General features: G+C 57.2%; 29 protein-coding genes and 1 pseudogene. 3 read left to right on the plus strand and 27 right to left on the minus strand.

Annotated features, from left to right (window positions below; translation table 11 throughout):
* Positions 1–72: 72 nt before the first annotated feature.
* From ACMGGS_RS08000 to ACMGGS_RS08100, 21 genes and pseudogenes are all read right to left on the minus strand, one after another.
* A pseudogene (locus tag ACMGGS_RS08000) lies at positions 73–159 on the minus strand (hypothetical protein); the annotation flags it as partial.
* Complete coding sequence (gene acpT, locus ACMGGS_RS08005; RefSeq protein WP_414165687.1) at positions 149–724, minus strand: 4'-phosphopantetheinyl transferase AcpT; 576 nt, start codon at positions 722–724, stop codon at positions 149–151. The gene acpT and the pseudogene ACMGGS_RS08000, both read right to left, overlap by 11 nt.
* 1 nt (position 725) lies before the next feature.
* Positions 726–1,955, minus strand: coding sequence for a beta-ketoacyl-ACP synthase (locus tag ACMGGS_RS08010; protein WP_414165688.1), 1,230 nt, complete (start codon positions 1,953–1,955; stop codon positions 726–728).
* On the minus strand, positions 1,952–2,683 hold the full coding sequence (locus ACMGGS_RS08015; protein ID WP_414165689.1) for a 3-ketoacyl-ACP reductase FabG2: 732 nt from the start codon (positions 2,681–2,683) through the stop codon (positions 1,952–1,954). Before ACMGGS_RS08015 ends, ACMGGS_RS08010 begins: the two co-directional genes overlap by 4 nt.
* Positions 2,680–3,156, minus strand: coding sequence for a 3-hydroxy-fatty acyl-ACP dehydratase (locus tag ACMGGS_RS08020; RefSeq protein WP_414165690.1), 477 nt, complete (start codon positions 3,154–3,156; stop codon positions 2,680–2,682). The genes ACMGGS_RS08015 and ACMGGS_RS08020 overlap by 4 nt, the downstream gene beginning before the upstream one ends.
* Positions 3,153–4,322 (minus strand): beta-ketoacyl-[acyl-carrier-protein] synthase family protein, encoded by a 1,170-nt coding sequence (locus tag ACMGGS_RS08025; protein WP_414165691.1) that lies wholly within the window; start codon positions 4,320–4,322, stop codon positions 3,153–3,155. The genes ACMGGS_RS08020 and ACMGGS_RS08025 overlap by 4 nt, the downstream gene beginning before the upstream one ends.
* A 1-nt stretch (position 4,323) precedes the next feature.
* Positions 4,324–4,908, minus strand: a complete 585-nt coding sequence (locus ACMGGS_RS08030) for a DUF3261 domain-containing protein (RefSeq protein WP_414165692.1) — start codon at positions 4,906–4,908, stop codon at positions 4,324–4,326.
* On the minus strand, positions 4,905–7,223 hold the full coding sequence (locus ACMGGS_RS08035; RefSeq protein ID WP_414165693.1) for an MMPL family transporter: 2,319 nt from the start codon (positions 7,221–7,223) through the stop codon (positions 4,905–4,907). Before ACMGGS_RS08035 ends, ACMGGS_RS08030 begins: the two co-directional genes overlap by 4 nt.
* Positions 7,192–7,797 (minus strand): LolA family protein, encoded by a 606-nt coding sequence (locus ACMGGS_RS08040; RefSeq protein ID WP_414165694.1) that lies wholly within the window; start codon positions 7,795–7,797, stop codon positions 7,192–7,194. The genes ACMGGS_RS08035 and ACMGGS_RS08040 overlap by 32 nt, the downstream gene beginning before the upstream one ends.
* A complete protein-coding gene (locus tag ACMGGS_RS08045) occupies positions 7,794–8,216 on the minus strand; it encodes an acyl-CoA thioesterase (protein WP_194207436.1) in 423 nt (140 codons plus the stop codon). The genes ACMGGS_RS08040 and ACMGGS_RS08045 overlap by 4 nt, the downstream gene beginning before the upstream one ends.
* Before the next feature lie 3 nt (positions 8,217–8,219).
* Positions 8,220–9,911 (minus strand): glycosyltransferase family 2 protein, encoded by a 1,692-nt coding sequence (locus ACMGGS_RS08050; protein WP_414165695.1) that lies wholly within the window; start codon positions 9,909–9,911, stop codon positions 8,220–8,222.
* Entirely contained in the window at positions 9,902–10,255 is a 354-nt protein-coding gene (locus ACMGGS_RS08055) for a hydroxymyristoyl-ACP dehydratase (RefSeq protein ID WP_414165696.1), read from the minus strand. The genes ACMGGS_RS08050 and ACMGGS_RS08055 overlap by 10 nt, the downstream gene beginning before the upstream one ends.
* A complete protein-coding gene (locus tag ACMGGS_RS08060; RefSeq protein WP_414165697.1) occupies positions 10,242–11,591 on the minus strand; it encodes an AMP-binding protein in 1,350 nt (449 codons plus the stop codon). Before ACMGGS_RS08060 ends, ACMGGS_RS08055 begins: the two co-directional genes overlap by 14 nt.
* A complete protein-coding gene (locus ACMGGS_RS08065; RefSeq protein ID WP_414165698.1) occupies positions 11,588–12,169 on the minus strand; it encodes a hypothetical protein in 582 nt (193 codons plus the stop codon). Before ACMGGS_RS08065 ends, ACMGGS_RS08060 begins: the two co-directional genes overlap by 4 nt.
* A 6-nt stretch (positions 12,170–12,175) precedes the next feature.
* Complete coding sequence (locus ACMGGS_RS08070) at positions 12,176–12,427, minus strand: acyl carrier protein (protein ID WP_414165699.1); 252 nt, start codon at positions 12,425–12,427, stop codon at positions 12,176–12,178.
* 12 nt (positions 12,428–12,439) lie between these two features.
* The gene (locus ACMGGS_RS08075) at positions 12,440–12,697 is read right to left on the minus strand and encodes a phosphopantetheine-binding protein (RefSeq protein ID WP_414166226.1); all 258 of its coding nucleotides are present in this window, start codon (positions 12,695–12,697) and stop codon (positions 12,440–12,442) included.
* A complete protein-coding gene (locus tag ACMGGS_RS08080; protein WP_194207431.1) occupies positions 12,678–13,511 on the minus strand; it encodes a lysophospholipid acyltransferase family protein in 834 nt (277 codons plus the stop codon). Before ACMGGS_RS08080 ends, ACMGGS_RS08075 begins: the two co-directional genes overlap by 20 nt.
* On the minus strand, positions 13,490–14,212 hold the full coding sequence (locus ACMGGS_RS08085; protein WP_414165700.1) for a beta-ketoacyl synthase chain length factor: 723 nt from the start codon (positions 14,210–14,212) through the stop codon (positions 13,490–13,492). The genes ACMGGS_RS08080 and ACMGGS_RS08085 overlap by 22 nt, the downstream gene beginning before the upstream one ends.
* 40 nt (positions 14,213–14,252) lie before the next feature.
* Positions 14,253–15,314 carry a methyltransferase gene (locus ACMGGS_RS08090; protein ID WP_414165701.1) on the minus strand — a complete coding sequence of 354 codons (1,062 nt, stop codon included), beginning with the start codon at positions 15,312–15,314 and terminating at the stop codon, positions 14,253–14,255.
* A 67-nt stretch (positions 15,315–15,381) separates the two neighbouring features.
* Complete coding sequence (locus tag ACMGGS_RS08095) at positions 15,382–15,759, minus strand: hypothetical protein (RefSeq protein WP_414166227.1); 378 nt, start codon at positions 15,757–15,759, stop codon at positions 15,382–15,384.
* Positions 15,760–16,035: 276 nt separating this feature from the next.
* Positions 16,036–17,085, minus strand: coding sequence for an AI-2E family transporter (locus ACMGGS_RS08100; RefSeq protein WP_414165702.1), 1,050 nt, complete (start codon positions 17,083–17,085; stop codon positions 16,036–16,038).
* Positions 17,086–17,294: 209 nt separating this feature from the next.
* Here ACMGGS_RS08100 and ACMGGS_RS08105 point away from each other — a divergent pair, with 209 nt between their 5' ends.
* Positions 17,295–18,539 carry an MFS transporter gene (locus ACMGGS_RS08105; protein WP_414165703.1) on the plus strand — a complete coding sequence of 415 codons (1,245 nt, stop codon included), beginning with the start codon at positions 17,295–17,297 and terminating at the stop codon, positions 18,537–18,539.
* Here the strand turns inward: ACMGGS_RS08105 and ACMGGS_RS08110 are convergent, their stop codons facing one another.
* Both ACMGGS_RS08110 and ACMGGS_RS08115 read right to left on the minus strand, forming a co-directional pair.
* On the minus strand, positions 18,540–19,100 hold the full coding sequence (locus ACMGGS_RS08110) for a DcrB family lipoprotein (RefSeq protein WP_414165704.1): 561 nt from the start codon (positions 19,098–19,100) through the stop codon (positions 18,540–18,542).
* Positions 19,101–19,175: 75 nt separating this feature from the next.
* Complete coding sequence (locus ACMGGS_RS08115; protein ID WP_176919456.1) at positions 19,176–19,841, minus strand: 7-cyano-7-deazaguanine/7-aminomethyl-7-deazaguanine transporter; 666 nt, start codon at positions 19,839–19,841, stop codon at positions 19,176–19,178.
* A gap of 167 nt (positions 19,842–20,008) precedes the next feature.
* Between ACMGGS_RS08115 and tusA the strand changes: the two genes are divergently transcribed.
* Entirely contained in the window at positions 20,009–20,254 is a 246-nt protein-coding gene (gene tusA / locus ACMGGS_RS08120) for a sulfurtransferase TusA (protein WP_414165705.1), read from the plus strand.
* Between the two features lie 217 nt (positions 20,255–20,471).
* Here the strand turns inward: tusA and zntA are convergent, their stop codons facing one another.
* From zntA to rsmD, 4 genes are all read right to left on the minus strand, one after another.
* Entirely contained in the window at positions 20,472–22,667 is a 2,196-nt protein-coding gene (zntA, locus tag ACMGGS_RS08125) for a Zn(II)/Cd(II)/Pb(II) translocating P-type ATPase ZntA (RefSeq protein ID WP_414165706.1), read from the minus strand.
* A 76-nt stretch (positions 22,668–22,743) separates the two neighbouring features.
* On the minus strand, positions 22,744–23,370 hold the full coding sequence (locus tag ACMGGS_RS08130; protein WP_414166228.1) for a lysoplasmalogenase: 627 nt from the start codon (positions 23,368–23,370) through the stop codon (positions 22,744–22,746).
* A gap of 160 nt (positions 23,371–23,530) precedes the next feature.
* A complete protein-coding gene (locus ACMGGS_RS08135) occupies positions 23,531–23,803 on the minus strand; it encodes a DUF1145 family protein (RefSeq protein ID WP_176919449.1) in 273 nt (90 codons plus the stop codon).
* Positions 23,793–24,389: a 16S rRNA (guanine(966)-N(2))-methyltransferase gene (rsmD, locus tag ACMGGS_RS08140; protein ID WP_414165707.1), complete on the minus strand. Its 597-nt coding sequence runs from the start codon at positions 24,387–24,389 to the stop codon at positions 23,793–23,795. Before rsmD ends, ACMGGS_RS08135 begins: the two co-directional genes overlap by 11 nt.
* A 195-nt stretch (positions 24,390–24,584) precedes the next feature.
* On the opposite strand from rsmD, the gene ftsY reads away from it, so the two are divergent.
* Entirely contained in the window at positions 24,585–26,087 is a 1,503-nt protein-coding gene (gene ftsY, locus ACMGGS_RS08145; RefSeq protein WP_414165708.1) for a signal recognition particle-docking protein FtsY, read from the plus strand.
* Position 26,088 lies beyond the last annotated feature (1 nt).

The raw sequence follows: 26,088 nt of genomic DNA on the forward strand, positions 1-26,088 counted from the left end.
TTGTCCTGAATCAAGGTATGCCCGGTAACGATAAGAAAGTGCTATGCGTTGTGCCGGGAGGAAAATAAAAACTTATCCTGGCAACCGGCTTTTCGGCCCCGGCAGGATCGCCAGTTTGCCGCCGCCGTTGGTGGTTTCCATCCGGATTTTACAGACGCTGCACGGCGTCAGCGCTCAGAATAAACGGCGTCGGGGTACAGACGGCCAGGCTTAGAGCACCGAGCTGGCAGTGGCTGATTGACAGCGCAGAATTTAGCGTGCTGTCTGCGCTGACGATTTGCCAGGCGCTGCCGCCGCGCTGTTTAATAATGGCCTCTTTGCGGGTCCATATGCGCCAGAAGGCTGCCAGCTGTTTCTCCGGCCGTTCGGTCTCAACCTCAGCCAGTTCGCCGGGGCTGAAGAGCGCATTCGCCAGCATACGCCAGTTGTTACGCGGACGTACCACCTCGATATCGCAACCGACTTCCCCTTCGTCGCTCAGCAGTAGGGCGATGTCATCACCGCTGTGGCTCAGATTGAACCATAGCGGCGTATCCGCCGTGAAAGCGGGTTTACCCTGTTCACCATAGATAATTTCCGGCAGCGGCGAAAGGATGCGGGAAAGCAGGACGCGCCCGGCCAGCCAGCGCGCCCGTCGCGCGCCCTGTGGCGCATGATCGATTAATGCAGACGGCAGCTTGTCCGCACTTAATGTTGACACGTTCCCCAGCACGAGCCGGTACATCTCAGGGCCAGCGTTGAATGATGATGGAGGTGTTAATGCCGCCGAAGGCAAAGTTATTGCTTTGCAGAAACTCACAGTCAATTTTGCGGGCTTCACCCATGATGTAATCCAGCGCGCCGCAGTTGGCATCCGGCTGATGCAGATTTAGCGTCGGCGCAAACCAGCCTTCGCGCATCATTTGCAGACTCATCCAGGCTTCCAGCGCGCCGCAGGCACCCAGGGTATGACCAAAATAACTTTTCAGTGAAGAGATCGGTACGCTATCGCCGTAAATGGCCGCCGTTGCCAGACTTTCTGCAATATCGCCGCGGTCGGTCGCTGTGCCGTGGGCGGAAATATAGCCAATGTCCCGGGCGCTCAGGCCCGCCATTTTCAGCGACTGTTCCATGCAAATCTGCATCGTTTCGCGCTGCGGCTGGGTAATATGCGCCGCGTCGCAGTTGGTGGCAAAGCCGATAATCTCGCCGTAGATCGTCGCGCCGCGCGCTTTGGCATGCTCCAGCTCTTCCAGAATCAGGGTGCCGGCACCTTCGCCAATCACCAGACCGTCGCGTTTTTCATCGAACGGCGAAGGGGTGGTTTTGGGTTCATCATTGCGCTGGCTGGTGGCGAACAGGGTATCAAACACCGCCGCTTCCGACGGGCATAGTTCCTCCGCGCCACCTGCCACCATCACCGTCTGATAACCGTGACGAATGGCTTCCCATGCATAGCCAATCGCCTGGCTGCCGGAGGTGCAGGCGCTGGAGGTCGGGATAACGCGCCCGCGCAGGCCGAAAAACAGCCCGGTGTTGACGGCGGTGGTGTGCGGCATCATCTGTACGTAGGTGGTGCCGGTAATATTATTGGTGTGCTTTTCGGTCAGCATGGTGGCGAATTCGCTTACCGGACCGGTACTGCCGGTTGACGAGCCGTAGGCGATGCCGGTTTCGCCGTTAGTCAGCACCGGATCGCCAGGCAGTCCGGCCTGCTCCAGCGCCAGTTCGGTGGCGCGGGTGGACATCAGCGACACGCGGCCCATAGAACGAATGCGTTTACGGGTGTAGTGCTCCGGAAGGGTGAAATCGTCGATCGGCGCGCCCAGCAGCGTATGCAGCCCGTCATACACCTGCCACTCCGGCATTTTGCGCAACGCATTTTCATAGGCCAGCAGCCTGGCGGAGACATCCTGCCAGTTTTCTCCAAAGGCGGTGACGCCGCCCATGCCTGTAATCACCACACGACGTGTCATAGCATCCCTCCATTGATGGAAATCACCTGACGGGTCACATAACCTGCCACATCCGACATTAAATAGCTGGCAAGCCCGGCCACTTCGTCTGCCTGACCCATCCGTTTCATGGGGATCATCGACATCGCCTCTTTCAGTGCGGTCTCTTCCATTTCGATCATCCCGGTGTCGATAAGCCCCGGCGCAATACAGTTAACGGTAATTTTGCGCTTTGCCAGTTCAATCGCCAGCGCTTTCGTCGCCCCGATAATCCCCGCTTTGGCCGCGCTGTAGTTCACCTGTCCACGGTTGCCCATCACGCCGGAAACCGAGGAGAGGGTGATGATGCGTCCACCCTGGCGCGCGCTAATCATCGGCATGATGCACGGTTGGATCACGTTGTAAAAGCTGTCGAGATTGGTATGGATCACCGCGTCCCAGTCGTTGTCGCTCAGCGCCGGAAACGCCGCGTCGCGGGTTATTCCGGCGTTGCTGACCACGCCATACCATGCGTCATGCGCTTCAATATCCTGCTCCAGCACCTCGCGGCACTGCTCGCGGTTGGCGACGTCAAACGTCAGCAGACGACCAGTACCGCCAGCGGCGAGAATGGCATCCAGCGTCTCCTGCGCACCCTGCGCATCGCGATGATAGTGGACGCCGACCGTAAAGCCGTCCGCCGCCAGCTGGCGGGCGATGGCGCGACCGATGCCCTTGCTGGCGCCGGTAACCAGAACTGAACGACTCATGCGGACGCTCCTTGTTGAAATAGAGAATGAAGTTCTTCAGATGTTGGCTGGAAGGTGTTAACCCGGCCAGTCGCCAGCGTCTCTTCGCCAGCGGCGATCGCGCATTCAAAGCTGCCGAAACGCGCGTCCTGCATCAGTAGCGTGACGGTGATATCCAGCGTTAATCCGGCGGGCAGGATCCCCGCCGCGCAGACCAGTTCGCGCGCGCCGAGCACCATGCCTAGCGAGATACAGTCCTGACCTTGTTGATGACGATGCCAGCCTGACCAGACGCCAACGGTTTGCGCCATCAGTTCCAGGGCGAACCAGCCGGGGATATTGCCCTGTGGGTCAAGAAACGGCCCCAGTGCGCCGTCGCGGGCGACGGCCGCGCGGCAAATCGCCGTGTCCTCGCTCACACTGATAACCTCATCAAGCAGCAGCATTGGCGCGTCGTGCGGCAGATAATCGCCGGGCGATAAATAACGGCTCATGAGATCCTCCCGAGCAGAATGCTGGCGTTATTGCCGCCAAAAGCGAACGAATTCGACAGGATAACCGGGCGCTCAAGCGGCTGCGGCTGCCCGATGATGCCGCAGGGCGGCAGCGTTTCATCGCGCGGCGATGAGTTAAAATCCTGCGGCGGCAACGGCAGGTTGCGTTGCAAAATCAGCATACTGATAGCGGCTTCGGTAATGCCCGCCGCGCCCAGCGTGTGCCCGGTCAGATGCTTGGTAGAGCTGCATGGCACGGTTTCGCCAAACAGTTCGTTTACCACTCGGGACTCAATCTGGTCGTTAAGCGGCGTGGCGGTGCCGTGGAGGTTGATATAGCCCACCTGCTCCGGCGCGAGGTTCGCGTCGTTCAGCGCCTGGCGAATCGCGCGAATCGCCCCTTCACCTTGCGGATGCGGAGCCGAAATATGGTACGCATCGCTCGACTCACCGATACCCAGCAGCGCGATGGGCTGTGGTTCGCGGGTCAGCAACATCAGCGCCGCGCCTTCGCCAATGGTGATCCCGCAGCGGTCGCGACCAAACGGCTGACACCGCGTCAGGGACAGCGATTCCAGGCTGCGAAAGCCGTTAATGGGCATTCGGCTCAGGGTATCTGCGCCGCCGACTATCGCCACGTCCGCCAGTCCGGCCTCGATCAGGCGGCGTCCGCTAATGATGGCGCGGGCGCTGGAGGAGCAGGCGGTTGAAAGCGTGAACGCCGGGCCATCCAGCGACAGCCAGTGGCTGAGAAAGCGCGCCGGATCGCCCAGCTCCTGCTGCGGATATTGCCAGGCGATGCTTTCCTGCCCGTTAAGCGTCAGATTGACGTGGGCATCGCCTTCATTCAGCCCGGATGTGCTGGTGCCGAGTACTACCGCAACCCGGTCGTTTCCGAACTGCGCGATGGCCTCATTGACCTGTGGCTGAATCTGTTTAAGCGCCGCCAGCAGCAGCTGATTATTGCGCGAGCGATGCGCGCTGAACCCATCGGGAATATCTGGCAGCTCACCGTCTACGCCGGCTAATACTGCATGCGGATGCCCCTGTAGCCAGCCCGAACGAGGGCGCATACCGGGCGCAACGCCGCGTACCAGATTGGCGGCGATTTCATCGTTGTCATTACCCAGAGCGTTGATCATGCCAGCCGCAGAAATGTAGATCATCTCAGTCACCCAGATATTGAATGGTGATGTGGTATTTAAAAACGTGCTGTTCGATGCTGATCGGCTCGCGTTTTCCCTTTCGGTTCAGATAAGTGATTTCCGTGACCAGTTTGCCGCTGGCGTTACGCAGCTCGCGCTTATCGCCGCTATCGGTGAGCGTCCAACCCTGGGGTAACTGCGGCTCCCAGGCGCGAATCGGCCAGTGGCTGAGCATCACGTCGGCCAGTACCTGGCTGGCTGGCGGCAACTGCGGTACCACGATCGATTGTTCGCTATGTAGCCCTTTTTCATCGTAGGTCACGAGGAACAGGCGAATGCCGACGGACGACAGTCCTGCCAGCGTGAGTTTTTTATCATCGGCATTGAGCATCACCAGCAGCGACTGGGTTTTGCCATTAAAGCTGCCGGTAAGTAGCTGCTGGGAGCTGACCGCCGGAGAGATGCCGGGTGCTGGCAGCGTGATGCGGGTGCCCGGCTCCAGCCACGCCTGTGGTCGGCCTTCCTGTTCCGGCTGCGAGTGACTGCACCCGGTCAGAATCAGCGTGGCGACCAGCGCGGCGGTACGCCAGAATGTCGGTTTAATCATCTTCTTTTTTTCTCTTTTTTCGTCGGCATCGCCAGCGGTGAAAGCAGGAAGGCGGTGAAAATGCCGCTCACCAGCACAATGCCAAAGCTGCTGATAGCCTGGGTAGCGCTAAAGACCAGCATGCCGAGCGTCAGCAATGTGGTCAACATTGCCAGCGTAATCGCCAGCAGCGAGGTCAGCGGCGTGCCGCGCGGATTGCTGAAAAACAGCGTGTAGTTAATGCCAATCCCGAGTACCAGCACCAGCGCCAGCAGCGAAAACAGGTTCACCGCATGGCCGTTGAGTGACAGCACCGCCAGGCCGCAGCCCAGCGATACTACTGAAGGCACCAGGCTGATGACACCCTTACGCCAGCCAAGGCGGGCAACCGCGCCGCAGGCAATCACCGCCAGCGCAACGCACAGCAGGGCGGTCAATATGTGGCGATAATGCGCGAACAGTTCGTCAAAAGTGCTTTTACGATCCACCCACGCGATGCCAGTATGTTTTGTGCTCAGAGCCTTCAGCGCCGCGCTGTTTTTCACGCCCTCCACCGGGACCAGCACGCCGCTTTCGCCATTTTCCAGCGTCAGCCACAGTAGCCGCCAGCCTTCGCTCGCCGGACTGGCAAGCCAGTTATCGACCGTTACTGGCATGGCGTTAAGATCGGGGTTGACTGTCGTCAGTCCGGCGTTGTTCAGGGCTTTGCTCACGGCGGGCGCGGCGTTTTTCAGCAGGCTGAGATCCTGCTGCTGCCGGGCGAGGGAATTTAGCGAAAGGGTACGATAGCCGCCGAGCCAGCCCTCTGCTTTAGCCTGCTCCAGCGCGGGAGCAAAGGCTTCCAGCCGCTCCAGCGTCTGCTGCGCGGTCTTGCCGTATACCACAAACCATTTCTGATCGACGCTTTGCCCGGTGAGCGCGGTAATCGCTTTTTCCTGTGCAAGGATAGGCTGCGGTAGCGCCTGTAGCTGCGAGATATCATCATCCACGCGCAGCGTGGCAAGACCGGTCAGCGACAAGAGTGCCAGCGCAACCGGCAGACCGATAGCGAGTTTTTTATTGCGTCGCCAGGCAGCCAGCCAGCGCAGCATCAGCACCATTGCCGGAACCGGGCGCACGGGCTGCCCGCGACACAGCCACGGATGCCAGAAAATCACCGTCAGACAGGAGGCGCTCAGGCCAACCGCCGCGAACACCGCCATCTGGCGAATGCCGGGGAAGGGGGCAAGCATCATAATCAGGTACGCCGCCACGGTGGTGAAGAGCGCCAGCAGCAGGGCATTACGTACTTTGGCGAGGCTTTGCCAGGGCGAGCTTTCTGCGCCGTGCACCATCCGCTCGGTCAGATAGTAGAGCGTATAGTCGGCGGAAATTCCGATGACGCTCATGCTCATCACCAGCGTCATCAGATGCAGTTCGCCAAAAAGCAGCAGCGTGACAACCGTGCCCGCCAGCGCGCCAGTGGCGATGGACAGCAGGCACAGCAGCAGCGGGCGCAGCGAGCGGAAGACGGCGATAATCAGCAGGAGCACGCCAAGCACTGTTGCCACGCCGAGGGTTGAGACATCCTGCTTCGCCTGCTGACTGGCGTAATCGCTGTAGAACATAGTCCCGCGCGATAATAGCTGTGCCTGCGGATAACGTGCCTTTAACTCGCTTTCGAGCGTGCCGAGGGTCGTCACCAGTTTATGCGTTTGCTGCATATCGAACGACGAACCGGCCAGTTCGCCGTGCAGCAGATACCAGTAGTTGCCCTGTGCATCCTGAGTCACCAGCCAGCCGTCCATCAGCCGCAGGCGTTGCCCGTTTTTGGCCATTGCCAGCTGGGAGCCGCGCATCAGCATCAGCGGATCGTTTTGCAACTCTTTGCCGCTGACGCCGGAGAAGGCCGAATAGAGCTGAGAGAGGATCCATTGCGCCTGCGCTTCGCCGCCATTCTGCAGGCGCGCGCGGGTGTCGCTATCGATCAGGCCGTTGCGGTGTTGCCAGAAGAACGCTCCCCATGCCTGCTGGCTGTCGGCGTCCATCGGGCCTTTCATCTCCGCCAAAGCATGCGATTTTTGTAACAGCGCCAGCCAGTCGCGAGCGGCCTGCGGGTCGGCTTTTTTGCCGGGGCTAACCAGCCAGACCAGCTGGCGGTCGAGACGCTGCATAAAACCGTCGTTGAGGCTCGGTGGGATCTCCCCCAGGGCCTGCTTTGGCAGCATCGCCAGCACGCTACTATTAAGTCTGGCCTGAGGCAGCAGCGCCAGCAAAACGCCCAGCAGTATCAGGCAGACCACTCCCCATGACAGCGCAGGGCGTTTACTGGGCGGTAAAGCGTTGGCGTTCGTCATCGGTCAGTTGCGCTGGCGTCAGTTGGTGTTGAGAAAGCGTGATATCGGTACGATCGCCCTGTTTATCGTTGAGCTGGATGCTCTCAAGGTAGGTCTTTCCGGCGAGATCAATGCTGGTAAAGATCTTATCCAGAGGCGTGGTGATCGGCGTCAGGCGCAGCGTCCAGCGGCCTTCGCCTTTGTCAGCAAATTCCACGCGGAAATTCTCTTCCAGTACGTTACGATCGGCCTGGAACAGCGCGCGCAGCAGGTGGTTAAACTGGAACATCTGCGGGTTGTTCTCCGCGGTGATGGTCTGCGGCGGCTGACCGTTAATCACCTGTACCATCCGTTTGTCATCCAGAAGCAGCTGCATCGGGAAGGGAGTGGTTTGATCCCACAACAGACCCCGATCGCGCGCGATCAGCATATTACCCTGAGAACGCAGCGGCTGCGGCAGATCCTTAATGGTGCGGGTTTGATCGAAATGCGCCCGAACTACCGGCTGTTCGGTAAAGCGCTGTTGCAGGTCATCAAGCGTCAGGGCGCTGACGAAAGGGCTGATAAGCAGCGCCAGTAGCGGTAAGAATCTCATGGCGTGACTCCCATACGTTCGAACAGAATATCCGGGCAGATAAAGCACATCTCGCGGCTCTTCTCTTCCACTGCCACCTGAATGGTGTAACCGGTAGTGGCGCGTTTGCCGCTTTCGGCATCAAAAATTTCGTAGCCGATGCGCAGGCGGTTTTCAAACTCCTCGATGCGGGCGCGAACACGAATACGTTGTTCAAAGGTCAATGCATTGCGGTATTTCACGCGAGTATCGACCACCGGCCACACATAGCCGGAGGCTTTCATTTGACGATAGCCGTAGTCGAACTGGTTAAGCAGTGCCTCACGGGCAATTTCGAAGTAGCGGAAATAGTTGCCGTGCCACGCCACGCCCATCATATCGACATCATGAAACGGAATGGTCAGTTCTACTTCAGCAGTAAAACGGGGATCGTTAAGCACCCTTTACTCCTTGTGTTTGGTATCCGGCAGGTGCCAGAAATCGAAAAAGTTAAACCAGTCGAGCGGTGACTGTAGCGCGTAGTGTTCAAGGCGTTCGGCGTAGCGGTCGATGGTTTTCTGTAAGGCGTCCTGACGTTCGGCACGCGGCAATAACAGCGGATCGGCGAACGGCTCGCAGTGAATGCGTAGCTTCTCCTGCTGGCGTAAGGCAAAAATAAGCGCCACCGGGCAGCGTAAAAGGGAGGCGAGAATAAACGGCCCCTGCGGGAACGGGGCGGGTTGGCCCATAAAACGGCTCCAGCAGACGCGCCATTCACCGCCGCGCTGCGGGTTTACCGCAATACGATCGCCAACAATGGCAATCCATTCGCCGCGATCCAGTTTCTCTTTGAGCAGGATGGCGGTCTCCGGACCGATGTCAGTGACCGGGATCAGGTTGAGGCCAGCCTGCGGGGCCATCTCCTGCATGATTTGCTGAAAGCGCCGGGCGTTATCGCTGAATACCAGCGCGTTAATGGTTTTACTGCCCTGCAATTGCGCCAGCGCGCGGCAGGCTTCGATATCGCCCAGATGTGAAGCCAGCAAAAGTTTTCCTCGCGGATCGCTGACGCTAAGCGCCTCCTCGGCACCGGCGGCAAACACCACGTCGCGGCCAAACTGCACTTCGCCGCGCCAGCTGGCAATTTTATTGAGCATCGCATTCCCGAAGCGCAGGAAGTGTTGATAGCTGGTGAGCCTTGATGGCACCGGCATCTGGCGCACGGCCAACTGTTCACGAACGCGGGCTATCCAGTTTTGCGAAGCATGGCGCGCCGTGGTTGCCGTTAGCCAGTATGCGCCCACCACCGGATACAGCAGCAGCGAGAACGCCCTGCGCCCCAAAAAGCGCCATACCAGCAGCATCAGGCGCATTCCCCACAGCCCTTTGACCTCCTGCTGACGCGCCCAGTGTGGCGACGAGTGGCGCAACAGCAGCGACGGGATGCGCGGCAGCATGCCGAAAAAGAGTCGCGTGTGCATTCGTGAAATGCGCAGGTTGTCTTTGAGCGCGTCGAAATGGGACAGCCCGTCCAGCGGGTAGGTCACCCGGGTCGGGACAAAATAGCTGCTATTGCCCTGCCACCAGAGACGCACCATCACTTCGGTGTCGAAATCCATTCGCTTGCCGAGCGTGACGCTCTGCGCCAGTTGCAGCGTCGGCCCAACGGGATAAACCCGGAAGCCGCACATGCTGTCTTTCAGCTGTAGCGAGAGGGTTTCAATCCATACCCAGACGTGGGTCACCCAGCGCCCGTACAGGCGCGAGCGGGGGATGGAGTCATCGTAAATCGGCTGTCCGGAAATCAGCGCGGTTGGATGTTCCTGTGCCAGCGCGAGAAACGTCGGAATATCTTCAATGGCGTGCTGGCCGTCGGCGTCCACCTGCACCGCGTGGCTGAACCCGGCCTCTGCCGCCGCCTGCATACCGCAGATCACCGCCGCGCCTTTTCCGGCGTTTGCTGACAGACGAATCAGGGTCAGATTTGCGGTTTCCGCCGCCAGTCGATCCAGTTCTTGTCGTGTGGCGGTGTCGCTGCCATCGTCCACCACAATGCAGGGCAGGCCAAACGGCTGAAGGCGTGCCAGCACGCGCGACATCATCGCGCCGTGGTTATAACAGGGGATCAGCACGCAGGGGGAAAAGGCTATCGGCATAATCGGATCTTCCCGCTGCTGGCGGTATGCCGCGCTTCACCGTCGTGGCGCTGATAGCTAAACGTGAGCATCTGGCGCGCTTCCTGCCAGTTCAGGGTGAGCGTGACGGTCGTCTCCGGCAGTAACGGCGACTGGAACTTCACGTTCTGAATGCTGTGAAAACGCCAGCCGGGGGCGAGCAGGGTGGTGGCGTAATGCATCGCCCAGTCCATCTGCGCGACGCCGGGCAGCAGCGGCTGTACGGCAAAATGCCCGCGAAACCAGAACAGAGAAGGGTCGAGATACAAAACGATCTCAGCCTGATGACGCTGTGCCTGATGGCGCTCAATTTCATGGGGCTTCATGAAACAACTCCTGTAATTGCGCATAGACACGCTTGTTCATACTGTTGACCGGAATTTCATCAATCACGCGCCAGTGGCGGGGGATGGCGACCGGCTCCAGCAACGGGCGCAGGGCTTTTCGCCATGTCAGCTCCTGGTTTTTACTCCAGCGCTTGCGCATCTCGTCATCCAGTACCAGCAATACGCCCACGCTTTGACGATTGCCGCGGGTAACCGGCAATACTGCCGCATCAAGGATACCGTCCAGTTCCAGCAGCCGTTGCTCCACTTCCCCCAGCGAAATGCGCTTCTCCTCAATTTTCACGACCCGGCCCCGGCGTCCTGTCAGGCGGAAGCGGCCGTTTTCTGCGAATTGCAGAATATCGTCGAGTAGCAGGCCGTCAACGTCCGCGATCAGCGGTGAAAATACGCGAAAGGTGTGTTCTTCCTGACGGAAGCTGACGCCGGGAAAGGGCTGCCATGTGGTCTCTTCCTGCTGTCGATAGCGCCAGGCGATGACGCCGGTTTCGGTACTGCCGTAGATTTCATCCGGCCAGATGTTCAGCCAGTCGGCGGCATGCGCGACGACCTGCCAGGGTAATACACCGCCCGCAGACAGAATCATCCTGACTGGCGGGGGAGTAAGCTGGTGGTCGAGACGTTTGAGAAACGCCGGACTGCTGATAAACGCATACCGGTGCTCATGACTCAGGGCCGCCAGCTGTTCGGCGTACCACAGCATCGCCGCGTGGAGCGGTAGACCTAAGGCCATCGGCAGGAAGATACGGAACGTCAGGCCATACAGATGCTGGGGGACCACCGAGGCCACTATCCGGCAGCCTGCCAGACGGTCGGCAAAGCGCGTTGCCAGCAGCGCGGCTTCGCTATCGAGACGATTGATCGGTTTGATAACCCGCTTCGGTTGCCCGGTAGAGCCGGACGTAAACAGTTCGACAAAGGCGCCGTCGCGTATCGGCGGGAACGGGATATCGTGCGTGGCAATCGTCATTGTGGAACTGACCACCCGCAGCGGCCCCTGCCAGCTCAGCGTGTTGTCGCTCAGTACGCCGTCGAACAGCGCAGACTGCTCGTTGAGTAATGACATGCGACAGTGGCCGGGGATCACCGGCGTTTTACCCGCATGCAGCGTTGCCAGCAGCGCGACGATAAACAGGTAACTGTTTTCAAAGCACAGCGCCCAACGGTCGCCCTCCTGCTGTTGCAGGTGCGCGATCAGACAGGCGACATCATGGCGCAAATGCCCGAGCGTCCAGGTGTGCTCTTCCTGCCAGGCGATCGGCATTTCGGCCGCACGCGGGGCGCTAAGCCACTCAGCAAGGGTGAGGGTCTGCTTCATTGGGTATCTCGTTTTATCACCTGTCGGCGCACTAACCACTCGCCAGCCATCAACGTTCCCATCAGCAGATAGGAGATCATTCCGTTCCAGGCTGTCCACAGGGGCATATCGCCATACAGGGCGGTAAAAAGCGCAATGCCACCGTTGATAATGAAAAAGGCGCACCAGATTTGCGTCACGCGGCGGGTATAACGCACCGCCGTGTCCGGAAGTTCACGTTCGCGCAGGCGTGCCAGCCGCTCAATAATCGGCATTGCTGACCACAGCGAACCGCCAAAAACCGCCAGCATGACGCCGTTAACCACCACCGGGTAAAACAGCAGCAACTGGTGCGTTTTGAGCAGATAACTGGCAATGCACAGCGTGATTCCCGCCGCCGCAACCACCTGAGTGACGACGCGCAGTGGCCCCACCTGTTGTCTGGTCTGACGAAAGCGCAAAAACAGCAGTAGCGCCATCAGCGGCAACAGCCAGTGCAGGCTGTTATGCGCAAGACCAAACCAGATTAAAAATGGCCAGGCCAGTAGCAATAACCCCGTCAACAATGGTACGACCGGTAGTGAACGTGCGCCCGACACGTTGAATTACGCCTCTTTAAGCAGACGTTCTACCGCATCAACCACATCCTGCACGGTACGCACTGCTTTAAACTCCTCCGGCTTGATTTTCTTGCCGGTTTTCTTTTGCAGATGCACGATCATGTCAACTGCGTCGATGCTGTCCAGTTCCAGATCTTCGTACAGGCGCGCCTCAGGCTTTATATCCTGCGGGTCCACTTCAAACAGCTTAACCAGCAGCGCGGAGACTTCTTCGTAAATGGCTTTTTGTTCGGTCATAACGAACTCCCCTCAGGCCCGTTGCGCGTGAATGAAAGAGGCCAGCGTGGCGACGGAGAAGAAGTGCTTGCGCATCTCTTCGCTCTCAGCCGACAGAACTACGCCGTACTGGTTTTTCACCGCCAGACCCAGCTCCAGCGCATCGATTGAGTCGAGACCAAGACCATCGCCAAACAGCGCTGCCTCGGTTTCAATGTCGTCTGCTGACAGTTCGTCCAGATTCAATGTTGTTATGATGAGTTTTTTAATTTCAAGATAAAGCGTTTGCATCATTAATTCCTGAGAGAGGTAAATTACCTGGTTGTAATTGAAGCAATAGATGCCGATTTAGCTGTCTTGCCGCCAGCGCAGGTTCTTGTGATTTTGCGTCGTAAATTTTGCTAATCCTGACCCGTTCGCCGACGTTGATCGTAAACAGCGGTTTCGTTGGAGGCACCTGATACCATTTGCTTTCTTTATCCAGCATGCGTTCGCTACAGTGGATGGTCACAATGCGTAAATCACTGTTACAGCGCACGGCGATATTGGCCGCGCCACGCTGCAACGTCATAGCTTCGCCGGGGGTTGTTCGGGTACCTTCAGGAAAGATTAAAATCGTGTCGCCCTGGGCCAGACGTTGCTGGCTGGCGGGCAAAAGAGCATCTGCCTGGCTGTTGATCAGATAATCTGCGGCCCGCACAACGCCGCAGAGGAAAGGGTTCTTCAGCAGGGCGCTTTTCACCAGGCAATCTGTTTCAGGCATCACTGAAGCCAGAAGCACGTAATCAATCAGGGTTGGATGGTTAGCGACCACCAGACAGCCTCGCTCCTGGCGCAAAATGTCGCCACCTGAAATGCGGTAATCCAGCACGCCCACTACGCGCGTGACCGCTAAAAAGAAGCGGAAGCTGGCCGCAATGCTGCGCCGAGCAATACGGCGTCGGCGGGCAGGGTTCCAGACGAAAACCAGCAATATGTTAAACCAGACCACGGACAACAACAGTCCGCCGATACCGAAGAGCGCAAAACAAAAGCCGGTCATTGCGATCCGCCACAGGCGGTTCAGGAATGAGAAGAACGTGCTCATGCCCGGCTCCAGTGCCACTGCACACGCTCGCCGGGGAGCGTAAAGGCATCGGCATTCTGTAAATAGTTCTGTAAAAACAGCAGGCTTTGCGGGAGCGCAGTCTCAGCGCCGGCGTGAGCGGTCTGGGTCTGACATTGCCAGTCGCTGCCAGCTTCACACACCAGCGCCATTGCATACGGCCATGTCGGCATATTTGCAGGAAGCCGCGGGTGGTAAAACTCAGGCAGAAAACCATCGAAATCAACCAGCAGCACGCGCTGGTAGCCTGCGTGTAACAGGCCGATGACTTCGCATAGCCCTTGCTGGAAGGTGTCACGACCCGCCGAGAGAGAAGACGCCACGACCGGCTGCTTTGCGGCGATGGTCAGGTTCCCCACGGCAGAGTTGTGGACTGACAGGGCAAAATCGGTGGGCGAAAGCGCCTGCTCGGTTGCCAGCGCGTGCAAAATACGGTAATTACGCTCAAGTTCGCCGTGACGGCTGGTGTACAATACCGCGTCAATAGCGTGGCGACGCAGCATCGCCAGGCCGCACTCCACGGCAAGTTTACTGCCGGAGCTGAGACGACGGGCCGTCATCATCGGCAACTCACTTAACTTTCCTTGCGGTGCTGCCGGATCGATAGCATGCGGATGCCGTGACCACTGGTGCCACTGTATCGATTCATTGAGTCCTGGTGCCATCGCCCGCCAGTCGGTAATGTTTAATGCAAATTTCATCCACGCGCGTCCGCGATAAATCGGTGATCTTAGTAGTTTGTTATTTTTTTTTCTGGCATATCAATAAAGTATGCCCAATGCCTAAATTATCATGGCGTTTTTCTACCTGAAATCCTGCCATGTCCAGATAGCCATAAAACGTCTCTGCGCTGTAAAAACGACTATTGCCATTCGCCATACAGGTAAAATAGAGCGAAGTTGCATTCAGACTGAAAGCGGCGGCTTCAAAACGCTGAGCATCCCAGAACAACTCCATGATGCACAGCCTTGCACCGGGTTTCATTACGCGTGCAATTTTAGTGAGCATAGAAACAATTTGTTCCGGCGAGAAACAGTCAAGGAATTGGCTCATCCACCAGATATCAGCCTCTACCGGTAAAGGCAGATCGCTTAGCATATCCACCGCATGAAAATGAATGCGATGAGATAAACCTGCATTTTCGATGTTTTCGCGGGCAAGTACAATTTGTTGTGGTAAATCTAATACCGTCACCGTGATATTTTCGTCGTACTGGCTACAGCGTATCGCCCATTTCCCGGTATTTCCGCCGACATCGTACAGGATTGCGGGGCGACTGGCGAATACATGAGGTAATGCGGCATCGAAAGCGCCGTCGGAGTAGTAATGATCGAAGGCGAACCAGCTTTCGCGCGCGGAAGGTGGTAACTGCGATAACGCCGGATAAATCGTTGGCCAGTCGCCGAAAACTTTTAACCCGGAGGGTTTTCCTTCCTGCAGGGCATTCTCTAAAAAGAACAATCCCTGGTAGCAAACGTCCTGAGTGAAATCCATATTCACGCGGGTCATGGTGTCATGCAAAAGAAAATGACCGATTTTTGCCAGATAATAACGCCCCGCGTTATGCGTGATAATGCGTCCGCTTAATCCCATATCCAGCAGTACGCCAGCCGCATATTCATTAACGCGACTATTTTCTGTTATTTCTTCCAGCGTTGCCCCCTGATGACCCTGGCGGTCAAGGTAGGCCAGTACACCAGTATTGCGCAGACAAAGTGAGGTTTGGAACAGCATAGGGGCGAAGGCGATACGTTGCGCTTCAGTGATCGCATCCAATGCGTTGAGGGCGTCCTTTTCGTACATATTAAGAGCAACTTATTAAAGGTAAAAAGAAAATGTCGGGCCGAAGACAGCCCGACGTCAGGCAAAATTACAGACCGGCACCGGCAGACAGGTTTAACTGAATGTCCTTGTCGAGGTTACGCACCCAGCGGTTGTAGTTTTTGTGAATTTTGCCACCAGAAGCTTGCAGGTTGAGGCTGCTGTCATACTGGATATCGTAGCTGCTCGCGGTGTAGGTAATGCGGACTTCGGCGACGTGATCGCGAGATTGTTGACGTGCTTTGATGACGCCCGGACCTGCTTCGCTCATGATCCATTCACGTTGGACACCTGCTTTCAGAATCGCATTTTTGACCTGATCCTGTGTGTGGCCCGCAGTCACGGTAGAATGTACCTGATCAATCGGCGCTGTACGTGCGCAACCCCCCAGAGCACCCACGACTGCAATAACCGCAAACCATTTAATGTATTGTTTCATGTAAATACCCTATCAAAGAACTGTAAATACAAATGAACGACCTTGTTTCAAAAGCTAAGTGCTCGCTGTCAAAATAAATAGCGTTTTTTAAGTTAAAATGGCGCTCATGCCGCTCTGTGTCGGCAAGATGACAGACTTAATGATGTTGCAATATTCAATGCGCTTCTGAAAGATTCCCTATAAATCGTAAGCTTACTGGTAAGTCAGATCAATGAAAAAGTCTGACAGGTATGAAATAGGATAGAATGCTGCTGTCGGATGATTTTACCCCGGCAATCGGCTTTTCGGCCTTCCTGGCCCCAGTAAAATCGCCAGTTTGCTGCCGCCGTTGGTGGTTTCCATCCAGATTTTACAGACGCTGGTGAGCGGGACGGAAAGCAGCATTCCGACCGGGCCGAGCAGCCAGCCCCAGACCAGCAACGACAGGAATACCACCAGCGTCGACATCCCCAGCCGATGCCCCATCATGCGCGGTTCGACCATATTACCCAGCACCATATGCACCACGAGGAACAGTGCGCCGACCATCACAAACTCATACACGCCGTTAAACAGTAGCGCCTGAAACATCGGGGGGACCGCTGAAAGCACGGAGCCGATATTGGGAATGTAGTTCAGCAGAAAGGCCAGCACGCCCCACATCAGCGCGAACTGGACATCCAGCAGCAGCAGCCCGAGCCAGACAATCACGCCGGTCCATAAGCTGATCAGCGTTTTCAGCGCGAGGTAATGTGAAACGCCCTTTAACGCGCGGTGCAGACCGGCAATATGGATTTGTGGGTTAGCAAGCGCAAAACGCAGTTTGTAAGGAACGTGGCGTACTTCAAACAACATAAATACCACGGTCATTACCAGCAGGACCACGCTTGCCATTGCGCCGGAAAGTTGCGTCATCAGGGTGGTGGCAAAGGCCATCACCTTCTCAGAATCCATGCGTCTGAGCATTAACTCAGGCGAGAGGTGCAGATTAAGTAAGGGAATTTGCCGCTGTAAATAAATCACTTTGGCGGTCAGTTCCTTATTATATTTTGGTAGCAGCGCGACAAAGTCATTGAGTGAGGATGCCAGTACCGCAAACAGGGCGGTCAGTACGATCATCATCACAATGACCACAATCGTGATTGCCAGCGGGCGCTTAACACCCCGACGGATGAACCAGGTCACCAGCGGGTTAAGCACAATGGCAAAAAAGAGCGCCAGCAAAAGCTGAACAATGATATCTGCCGCTGCATGAATACCCGCCAGAATAATCACCAGCGAGGCCAGTTTTAACAAAATATGTAGGCCCGCTTTATCGGGATGTGGGGTAATCATGAATGGTTCCTTGTTCGAGAATGCACTACGTGTATGTCCTTCATCCTGCCAGTAGCGTTGTACGGGCCGCACTCGTTCGCCTCAATCGCCTGCTTCTGAGTAGCCGCGTTGCACAACGTAATTGAGTTGAGTATAGCGCTTTGTTTGCTATCCGCCGGACACACAAAATCTGAAAAGGGCTGCAACATTCCATGTCATGACGTGTAATATTGAAACATTGTTGTAAAAATATGGTGATTGTTATGCCTGAACCCGTCGCCGGGCCGGAGCCGAGCGGCTTACGTCTGAATCTGCGGATCCTGTCTGTCGCTATTTTTAACTTCGCAAGCTACCTCACTATCGGTCTGCCGTTGGCGGTCCTTCCTGGCTATGTGCATGATGTGATGGGGTTTAGCGCCTTCTGGGCGGGTCTGGTTATCAGCCTGCAATATTTTGCTACCCTGCTCAGCCGTCCGCATGCCGGGCGCTACGCTGACCTGCTGGGGCCAAAAAAAATCGTTGTCTTTGGTCTTTGCGGCTGTTTCCTCAGCGGCGTCAGTTATCTGCTGGCCGCGTCCGGTAGCGACTGGCCAGTCTTAAGCCTGGCGCTATTGTGTCTGGGGAGGGTGATCCTCGGCTTCGGGCAGAGTTTTGCCGGCACCGGTTCAACGCTGTGGGGGGTTGGGGTGGTCGGGTCGTTGCATATCGGACGGGTGATTTCCTGGAATGGCATTGTGACCTACGGCGCGATGGCGATGGGGGCACCGCTGGGCATGTTGTGTTATCACTGGGCGGGACTGCGCGGGCTGTCGCTGATCATTATGGCGGTGGCGATGGTCGCGTTGCTCTGTGCGTTGCCAAGAACGGCGGTGAAAGCCAGTCGGGGAAAACCGATGTCGTTTCGCGCCGTACTGGGCCGGGTATGGCTGTACGGCATGGCGTTGGCGCTGGCCTCGTCAGGCTTCGGCGTGATCGCCACGTTTATCACCCTTTTTTATGACGCGAAAGGCTGGGACGGCGCGGCGTTCGCCCTGACGCTATTTAGCTGCGCCTTTGTCGGCACGCGCCTGCTGTTTCCGAACGCGATTAACCGGCTGGGCGGCCTGAACGTGGCGATGCTCTGCTTTGTGGTCGAAATCGCCGGGCTGTTGCTGGTGGGGATCGCGGAAACGCCGCTACTGGCGAAAGTCGGTACGCTGTTGACGGGCGCGGGCTTCTCGCTGGTCTTCCCGGCGCTGGGCGTCGTGGCTGTGAAGGCGGTGCCGCAGGAGAATCAGGGATCGGCACTGGCGACCTACACGGTATTTATGGATATGTCGCTGGGGGTAACGGGACCGCTGGCCGGTCTTCTGATGACCTGGGCGGGCGTGCCGGTGATTTATCTGGCGTCGGCGGGGCTGGTGGCAGTCGCGTTATTACTGGGATGGCGGTTAAAAACACGGCCTCCGATGTTGCCACCGGAAGCCGCAGCGTGATTATTTGATCACGACCGTATTGATGATGTTTTCCGCGGCAGTTTGCGCTTTCTGCTGATTATCGGCAGGCAGCGTCACTTGCAGGGTCAACAGTTTGTTGTCGACCTTGCTCAGGACGACGGAAGACCACGCGGTCTGGCCTTTCGCGGAAATGATGCTATCGAGCTGCTGCATTTCATGGCCTTTAACCGTCAGCGGCTTATTGGAGACTACCTGAAGCTGCGGATCGCGATTGCGCTGCTGATCTTCAAGGCGCTTCGCCAGCACATCCAGCCCTTCGTTGGTATCATCACCAACAATAACAATCACCGCTTTCTGCCCGGTCGGGTCGGAATAGACGTGCATGTTGTTGGCCTGCGTTCCCAGCTTGCCGCTCTGGTCAGACATATCTGCCGGTAATGAGAAGGTCACTTTCCCGTCCAGCAGGCTGATAGGCTGCCCGGTGGCATTGCTTTCCGTCGAGGCCGCCTGAGCGGATGAGGACGTTGAGTCGTTGTTGTCACAGGCCGCAAGCCCCATCACCAGCAGGCCAATACCGACATATTTAACCATCTTGCGCATTGACTTCTTCCTTATTCGATAAACGGCCATGAATGGCTCATGACCCTATCTTAACACAACCGCAACGCCGAACCTTTAACCCGCCTGCAATGCGGAGAAATCAGATTTATCCGTCAGCCTTTTCAACAGGATATTCAGCACCACGCCGTACATCGGCAGGAAGAAGATCAGGCTGATGAGCACTTTGAAACTGTAATCAACCAGCGCGATCTCTACCCAGTGCGTCGCCATAAAAGGATCGGAACTGCGCCAGAAGGCGATGAAGAAGAAAGCCAGGGTATCGCTGACGTTGCCAAACAGCGTTGAGGCGGTCGGCGCCATCCACCAGCGATGGTTTTGCCGCAGGCGGTTGAAGACGTGTACGTCAAGGATCTGTCCCAATGCGTAGGCCATAAAGCTTGCTGCGGCGATACGGGCGACGAACAGGTTAAAGTGTGCGAGCGCGCCGAACCCCTGCCACGCGCCCATATAGAACAGGCTGGAGATGACATACGACGCCAGCAGCGCCGGAACCATGACGGCAAAGATAATACGCCGCGCCAGCGGTGCGCCGAAAATACGCACGGTCAGGTCGGTTGCCAGGAAGATAAACGGAAAGCTAAATGCGCCCCAGGTGGTATGAAAACCGAAAATCGAAATCGGCAATTGCACCAGGTAATTACTGGAGATGATCACCAGCAGGTGAAAGAGCGATAGCCAGAACAGCGCTTTCATGCGCTGAGCAGAGGTAAAATGCATCATGTTGTGACCTTTTTAGTGGTTGGGGTGAGGGAACCCAATGAAAACCGCCGCATGATACTGCTTTGGCCGCGCTTTGCAACGGTTGTTTTTCACGCAATCGTTAACCTGACTTGCGTCACAAAAAAGGCGGCGTAAACTATCGCCGTTTTGAATAATGCGAGATGACCATGAGCGATTCGTTTTCGACTGCCGACCATACCCTTGATGCGCTGGGCCTTCGCTGCCCGGAGCCGGTAATGATGGTGCGTAAAACCGTGCGTAATATGCAGGTGGGTGAAACGCTGGCGATTGTCGCCGACGATCCGGCGACAACCCGCGATATTCCGGGGTTTTGTACGTTTATGGAGCATGAGCTGGTGGCGCAGGAAACTGGATCGTTGCCGTATCGGTATTTATTGCGTAAACGCCACTGATTCGCTGTTGTTCACATCCCTGGCAGGTGCCCGGTGGCGCTGCGCTTACCGGGCCTACGGTTATGATGTAACGCGCTGATAGTCTGGAATTTGTAGGCTGGGTAAGGCGAAGCCGCCACCCGGCGTAACATGGCACAGAGTATCATTCATGCCTCATGCCCGGTGACGCTTTTGAACTGCACCCTAAAAGTTGTACTCCACCGACTCGATTTAACGATTATCCAGCTTTACGCAGTAGCCGCAGCGCGTTTGCTGTCACCAGCACCGTCGCGCCGGTATCCGCCAGCACCGCCAGCCACAGGCCGGTGATACCGAGCAGGGTCGTCACCAGGAAAATGCCCTTCAGGCCCAGCGCAATGGCGATGTTCTGCCGAATATTGGCGTGCGTCGCGCGGGCGAGGGTGATCATCTGTGCCAGTCCCGTCAGGCGGTTATGGGTCAGCGCGGCATCCGCTGTTTCCAGCGCCACATCGGTGCCGCTGCCCATCGCGATGCCAATTGTGGAGGCTTTCATGGCTGGCGCATCGTTGATACCGTCGCCGACCATCGCCAGCGGCATCTGACGGTTCAGCTCGCTTACCGCCTGAACTTTGTCGGCTGGCAGTAGCCCCGCCTTAAAATCCAGCCCCAGTTCCCCCGCGATAGCCGCCGCCGCGCGCGGGTTATCACCGGTAAGGATCACCCCCTGCACGCCAAGCTGATGCAGCGCATCCACTGCGTCCCTGGCATCTTCCCGTAACGTATCGCGTAGCGTAATCAGACCCAGCGCGTTCTCCTCCTGCGCCACCATCACCACCGTTTGGCCTTCCTGCTCAAGAGTACGAATTTGCGCGCTAAACGCCTCGCCGGGGAATTTCTCCGCCGCGCAGATCAGAATTTTTTTCCCTGCGACGAGCGCCTCAATGCCTGCGCCCGGCAGCGTGCGTTGTTCTGTAGCGTCAGGCAGCGTAAGCCCACGGGATTGCGCTTCCCGCACCACCGCCTGCGCCAGCGGATGCGTCGACCCCTGCTCAACGGCGGCGGCGAGCGCCAGCAGCGCATGCTCGTCCATCGCGCAGGGATAAATGCCCGTCACCTGAGGTTTCCCCACGGTCAGGGTGCCGGTTTTATCAAAGGCGATTTGCTGAACACGCCCAAGCTGTTCCAGCGCTGCGCCGCCTTTAATCAGCGCGCCGCACCGTGCCGCTGCCGCCAGTCCGGAGGTGATTGCGGCGGGTGTGGAAATCACCAGCGCGCACGGGCAGCCAATCAGCAGCAGCGTCAGGCCCTTATAAATCCACTCCTGCCAGGCGGCAGCAAACAGCAGTGGTGGAATCAGGGCGACCAGCAGCGCCACCAGCATAATCGCCGGGGTGTAGAGGCGGCTGAAGCGATCGATAAAGCGTTCAATAGGCGCGCGCCGCTCCTCGGCTTCTTCAATCAACCGCAGGATGCGGTCGATAGCGCTGTCGCCCGGTTCAGAGGTAACGGTGAGCTGGACCAGACGATCGACGCTGGTAGCCCCTGCCGCGACGTTCTCGCCAGCGCTACGCTCTACCGGGACGGATTCCCCGGTCAACGCGCTTTCATCAAAGCTGGCAAACGGCGTCAGAAGCTGACCATCGGCGGGCAGTCGGCCACCGGCGGCGACTTCAATGGTATCGCCGGGGCGGAGATCGCGTTGGGCGATGGTTTCCCGCTGACCGTCGCGCAGCCGCACGGCGGTTTCCGGTTTTAACGCCATAAGGGCGCTGACGCCCTGGCGGGCACGGCTGGCGGCCCAGCCTTCAAGCCGTTCGCCGATCAAAAACAGCAGCAGTACCATTGCCGCCTCTGCCGTCGCACCGATAAACAGCGCGCCGAGGGCGGCGACGCTCATCAGGATTTCAATGGCGAAGTAACTGCCGCTCTTGATCAGCCGTAGCGACTGTCGCAGGACAGGGTACAGTCCCACCAGGGTGGTGAGGATGAATGCGGCCTGGCCTGCCGGGTGGTTAACATGCTCAAGCCCCCAGCTTACGCCCATCATGACTATCAGGATAAGTAGCGGCAGATTTTCCCGCAGACGCGAGGTCGGCGGCGGCGGGGCAGACTCATGACGCAGCGTATAGCCTGCGTTTTGTACCGCCTGTTCGATTTGCTGACTAACATCGGCAGAGGCATTCACCGCCAGTTTTTCCGTGGCGAACAGCACCTGAACCTGGGTCACGCCCGCCACCTGGCGCACGGCATTTTCGACCTTACGTGCACAGGCGGCGCAGTCCATTCCTTCGACTTTCCAGCTATAGCGGGCGTCAGCGACGGCGTCGGCAGGCGCGGTTTCGGCACAGCATGAGGCATCAGCGCAGCAGGACGCTGGTTCCGGCGCAGCGGGCGTAAATTTAAGCGTGGCGAACTGTGGGGCTGTTTTGCCATCAGCATCTGGAGTCGACATTGTATCCTCCGGGTAATGATAATTTTCTCATTACCCGAAGCATACACTCTGGAGTCGACTCCAGAGTCAAGCGAAATCAGAGATAAAGTGAACGCACGATCAGGAAATGTCCGGCGAAGTAGCAGGCGGCCGCAATAGCGCTATCGGCGCGGAAGCGGCGACGGTAATGGCTACCCAACCAGACAATGTTACTGAGCAGTAGCAATACTGCCCCCACGAAAGCAGAAAGTGCCGTGTCGGTGGGGCGGAAGAACCACAGTTCCCCGGCCAGCCAGACCATCACCAGCGTCATGGCGATAAACGTGCAAATTGGCAGGCGTAACTCTTCCAGCCGCGTCCAGATGGTCGCGATCAGCAGCGCACCAATCACCAGCAGCACCAGCGGTAGCGGCCAGAAGAATGACAGCGTCATCTGACTGGCAAAGTAGATGGTATACAGTAAATGCGAGAGAAAGAACGCGCCGATGGCGTACAGCAGACGCTGGCGTGACAGCAGGGTTAAGGCATCGCCCACCAGCGTCGCGCAAAGCCCGGCCAGCACCAGGTAACTGATGGCATTAAACATGGGGGCCTGCCAGGCAAGCAGCAGCAAAAGCAGTAGCGTAACCGGCTTAAATACCCAGCGTTGCCAGACGGGTCCACGATAAGAAGCATCGACATACAGCCAGGCAGAAAAACAGACAGCGATAAATGACCAGAGCATCATAATTCCTTGAATTCGTTATACTCGTCGTCTTTCAGGTTGCAGAAACCTTTCCGCAACGCAAAGTCCACAGAGTATGTCACTACGCAGGCTTTACGCCCACAGCCCTGTTAATCAGTGTAGTGTCTGGCGCAGGGAGATGACAACGCCAGATCCCGGCTCATTTTTTTGTCGCTTTCAGCTTTTTCTGCCAGGCGACCAGTTCAAAAACGCCAAACAAGAAAATGCGCACCTTTTGGCCGGTAGTTAATGGCGGCCCCTCTTTCGGCTGGGTCGCTTTGAGGAGCGCCAGTTGCAGACCGTGCATCAGGACCATAAACACCATCGCCACATTGATGAAAATGTTGGCCGGAAATTTGAACGGATGCACCACATTCAGCAGCAAAAATGCCCAGACGCAGAGCATGAGCAAACGACCAAGATTAATCAGCATGTTGTTCTCCTTGCGCATCGCGCTGATACAGACGGTAAGCCACCTGGCCCGCCACTTTTTCACGGTATAATTGCCAGCTGGCCGGGACCGGCGGCATGCCGTTCTCCACTTCACTCTCTACATAGATAAGCGCGTTATCCGCCAGCCAGCCGTGACTTTCCAGCAGGTTTAATGTCTCTTCCAGCAGCCCTTTTCGAAAAGGGGGATCGACAAACACGATATCGTAAGGCGTCCCTGGCCGGTTAAGGAACGCGAGCGTATTACCCGTCTCAACCCGTCCGTGAGTCGCTTTAAGTGTTGCAAGATTTTTCTGTAGCTGCTGGGCGACGCTGCGTTCCATTTCAAGCAGCGTGGCCTGAGCCGCATAGCGTGACAGCGCTTCCAGCCCCAGAGCGCCGCTTCCGGCGAAGCAGTCGAGACAGCGGGCATCGACTATTGACGGGGCCAGCCAGTTAAATAATGTCTCTCTGACCCGATCCGTGGTGGGGCGCAGGCCGGGACTGTCCGGAACCGGTAATTTACGGCCACGCCATTGCCCGCCGATAATGCGGATCTGGCCGCTGCCTGCGTGATTAGGTTTCTTCATCTGATGCTGCTCTGGTCACTATTTCGGCCTGCTATTCTAACGATGCGACGCTTGAGGTGAAACCTTATTCCGCAAGCGGTGATGCGAGTTAAGTTAAGTGATAGACTAGGTTACGAATTTCATCCTGATTTTCAGCGCCCGGCGGTATGGTTCCGGGGCTGAGCTTTGAATTAACAGCGGGGAGTGTGGTCGCAAATGGCGAAAGAGAAAAAACGTGGCTTTTTTTCCTGGCTGGGCTTTGGTCAAAAAGATGACGAGCAAACGGCACAGGCGGAGCAAAAGCCCGATGAACAACTGCCCGTTGCTGATGAGGCCGCGCCAGAAGCAGAGCCGCGCAGCGAAGCAGAAACCGACGCGTTTGCTGCTGAAGTCGTTGAGGTAACGGAGCAGGTCGCGGAAAGCACCACACCGGAAGAGGTTGCGGAGCCTGAGCCGGTTGTCGAACCTGAAGCGATCGTTGAGGTTGAACCGGTTGTCGAGCCTGAAGTGGTCATTGAGGTTGAGCCGGTTGTCGAGCCTGAACCGATCGTGGAACCCGAACCGGTTGCCGTCGTCGAACATGAAGAACTACCGCTGGCGGAAGAACTGACGCCTGCCACGGTTGAACCCGAAGAGTGGGTTAGTGAAGAAGAACCGTCAGCGCCGGAAGACGCCCCGATTAGCGACGAAGAGCTGGATGCGCTGGCCGCCGAAGCGGCGGAAGAAGCCGTGATCGTGGTGCCGGTTGAGGAAGATGCGGCGCAGGAAGAGGTGGTTCAGGAGCAGGAGAAACCGACCAAAGAAGGTTTCTTCGCGCGTCTCAAACGCAGCCTGCTGAAAACCAAAGAAAATCTCGGTTCCGGATTTATCAGTCTTTTCCGCGGCAAGAAAATCGATGATGATCTGTTTGAAGAGCTGGAAGAACAGTTGCTGATTGCCGATGTGGGCGTCGAAACCACCCGCAAAATCATCGCTAATCTGACCGAAGGCGCGAGCCGCAAGCAGCTACGCGACGCCGAAGCGCTGTATGGCCTGTTAAAAGATGAAATGGGTGAAATCCTCGCAAAAGTGGACGAACCGCTTAATATTGAAGGCAAAACCCCGTTTGTCATTTTGATGGTTGGCGTCAACGGCGTGGGTAAAACCACCACCATCGGCAAACTGGCACGCCAGTTTGAGCAGCAGGGCAAATCGGTGATGCTGGCCGCGGGCGATACCTTCCGTGCCGCCGCGGTTGAGCAGCTTCAGGTGTGGGGTCAGCGCAATAATATTCCGGTAGTCGCGCAGCATACCGGTGCCGATTCCGCCTCGGTGATTTTCGATGCGATTCAGGCGGCGAAAGCGCGCCATATTGACGTACTGATTGCCGATACCGCCGGGCGTTTGCAGAACAAAGCGCACCTGATGGAAGAGTTAAAGAAAATTGTCCGCGTGATGAAAAAGCTGGATGTCGACGCGCCGCATGAAGTCATGCTGACGCTGGACGCCAGCACCGGGCAAAATGCGGTAAGCCAGGCCAAACTGTTCCATGAGGCGGTGGGGCTGACCGGGATCACATTGACCAAACTGGACGGCACGGCCAAAGGCGGGGTGATCTTCTCCGTCGCCGATCAGTTCGAAATTCCGATCCGTTACATCGGTGTCGGCGAACGTATAGAGGACTTGCGTCCGTTTAATGCGGGCGATTTTATTGAGGCACTTTTTGCCCGAGAGGATTAAC

Source organism: Superficieibacter sp. BNK-5, assembly GCF_047456055.1.
Classification (GTDB): Bacteria; Pseudomonadota; Gammaproteobacteria; order Enterobacterales; family Enterobacteriaceae; genus Superficieibacter.

What these genes read in the sequence shown, in the direction of transcription:
- acpT (WP_414165687.1), bottom strand. Translation starts at nt 724, where the DNA reads ATGTACCGGCTCGTGCTGGGGAACGTGTCAACATTAAGTGCGGACAAG.
- ACMGGS_RS08010 (WP_414165688.1), bottom strand. Translation starts at nt 1,955, where the DNA reads ATGACACGTCGTGTGGTGATTACAGGCATGGGCGGCGTCACCGCCTTT.
- ACMGGS_RS08015 (WP_414165689.1), bottom strand. Translation starts at nt 2,683, where the DNA reads ATGAGTCGTTCAGTTCTGGTTACCGGCGCCAGCAAGGGCATCGGTCGC.
- ACMGGS_RS08020 (WP_414165690.1), bottom strand. Translation starts at nt 3,156, where the DNA reads ATGAGCCGTTATTTATCGCCCGGCGATTATCTGCCGCACGACGCGCCA.
- ACMGGS_RS08025 (WP_414165691.1), bottom strand. Translation starts at nt 4,322, where the DNA reads ATGATCTACATTTCTGCGGCTGGCATGATCAACGCTCTGGGTAATGAC.
- ACMGGS_RS08030 (WP_414165692.1), bottom strand. Translation starts at nt 4,908, where the DNA reads ATGATTAAACCGACATTCTGGCGTACCGCCGCGCTGGTCGCCACGCTG.
- ACMGGS_RS08035 (WP_414165693.1), bottom strand. Translation starts at nt 7,223, where the DNA reads ATGACGAACGCCAACGCTTTACCGCCCAGTAAACGCCCTGCGCTGTCA.
- ACMGGS_RS08040 (WP_414165694.1), bottom strand. Translation starts at nt 7,797, where the DNA reads ATGAGATTCTTACCGCTACTGGCGCTGCTTATCAGCCCTTTCGTCAGC.
- ACMGGS_RS08050 (WP_414165695.1), bottom strand. Translation starts at nt 9,911, where the DNA reads ATGCCGATAGCCTTTTCCCCCTGCGTGCTGATCCCCTGTTATAACCAC.
- ACMGGS_RS08055 (WP_414165696.1), bottom strand. Translation starts at nt 10,255, where the DNA reads ATGAAGCCCCATGAAATTGAGCGCCATCAGGCACAGCGTCATCAGGCT.
- ACMGGS_RS08060 (WP_414165697.1), bottom strand. Translation starts at nt 11,591, where the DNA reads ATGAAGCAGACCCTCACCCTTGCTGAGTGGCTTAGCGCCCCGCGTGCG.
- ACMGGS_RS08070 (WP_414165699.1), bottom strand. Translation starts at nt 12,427, where the DNA reads ATGACCGAACAAAAAGCCATTTACGAAGAAGTCTCCGCGCTGCTGGTT.
- ACMGGS_RS08075 (WP_414166226.1), bottom strand. Translation starts at nt 12,697, where the DNA reads ATGCAAACGCTTTATCTTGAAATTAAAAAACTCATCATAACAACATTG.
- ACMGGS_RS08085 (WP_414165700.1), bottom strand. Translation starts at nt 14,212, where the DNA reads ATGAAATTTGCATTAAACATTACCGACTGGCGGGCGATGGCACCAGGA.
- ACMGGS_RS08090 (WP_414165701.1), bottom strand. Translation starts at nt 15,314, where the DNA reads ATGTACGAAAAGGACGCCCTCAACGCATTGGATGCGATCACTGAAGCG.
- ACMGGS_RS08100 (WP_414165702.1), bottom strand. Translation starts at nt 17,085, where the DNA reads ATGATTACCCCACATCCCGATAAAGCGGGCCTACATATTTTGTTAAAA.
- ACMGGS_RS08110 (WP_414165704.1), bottom strand. Translation starts at nt 19,100, where the DNA reads ATGCGCAAGATGGTTAAATATGTCGGTATTGGCCTGCTGGTGATGGGG.
- ACMGGS_RS08115 (WP_176919456.1), bottom strand. Translation starts at nt 19,841, where the DNA reads ATGATGCATTTTACCTCTGCTCAGCGCATGAAAGCGCTGTTCTGGCTA.
- tusA (WP_414165705.1), top strand. Translation starts at nt 20,009, where the DNA reads ATGAGCGATTCGTTTTCGACTGCCGACCATACCCTTGATGCGCTGGGC.
- zntA (WP_414165706.1), bottom strand. Translation starts at nt 22,667, where the DNA reads ATGTCGACTCCAGATGCTGATGGCAAAACAGCCCCACAGTTCGCCACG.
- ACMGGS_RS08130 (WP_414166228.1), bottom strand. Translation starts at nt 23,370, where the DNA reads ATGCTCTGGTCATTTATCGCTGTCTGTTTTTCTGCCTGGCTGTATGTC.
- ACMGGS_RS08135 (WP_176919449.1), bottom strand. Translation starts at nt 23,803, where the DNA reads ATGCTGATTAATCTTGGTCGTTTGCTCATGCTCTGCGTCTGGGCATTT.
- rsmD (WP_414165707.1), bottom strand. Translation starts at nt 24,389, where the DNA reads ATGAAGAAACCTAATCACGCAGGCAGCGGCCAGATCCGCATTATCGGC.
- ftsY (WP_414165708.1), top strand. Translation starts at nt 24,585, where the DNA reads ATGGCGAAAGAGAAAAAACGTGGCTTTTTTTCCTGGCTGGGCTTTGGT.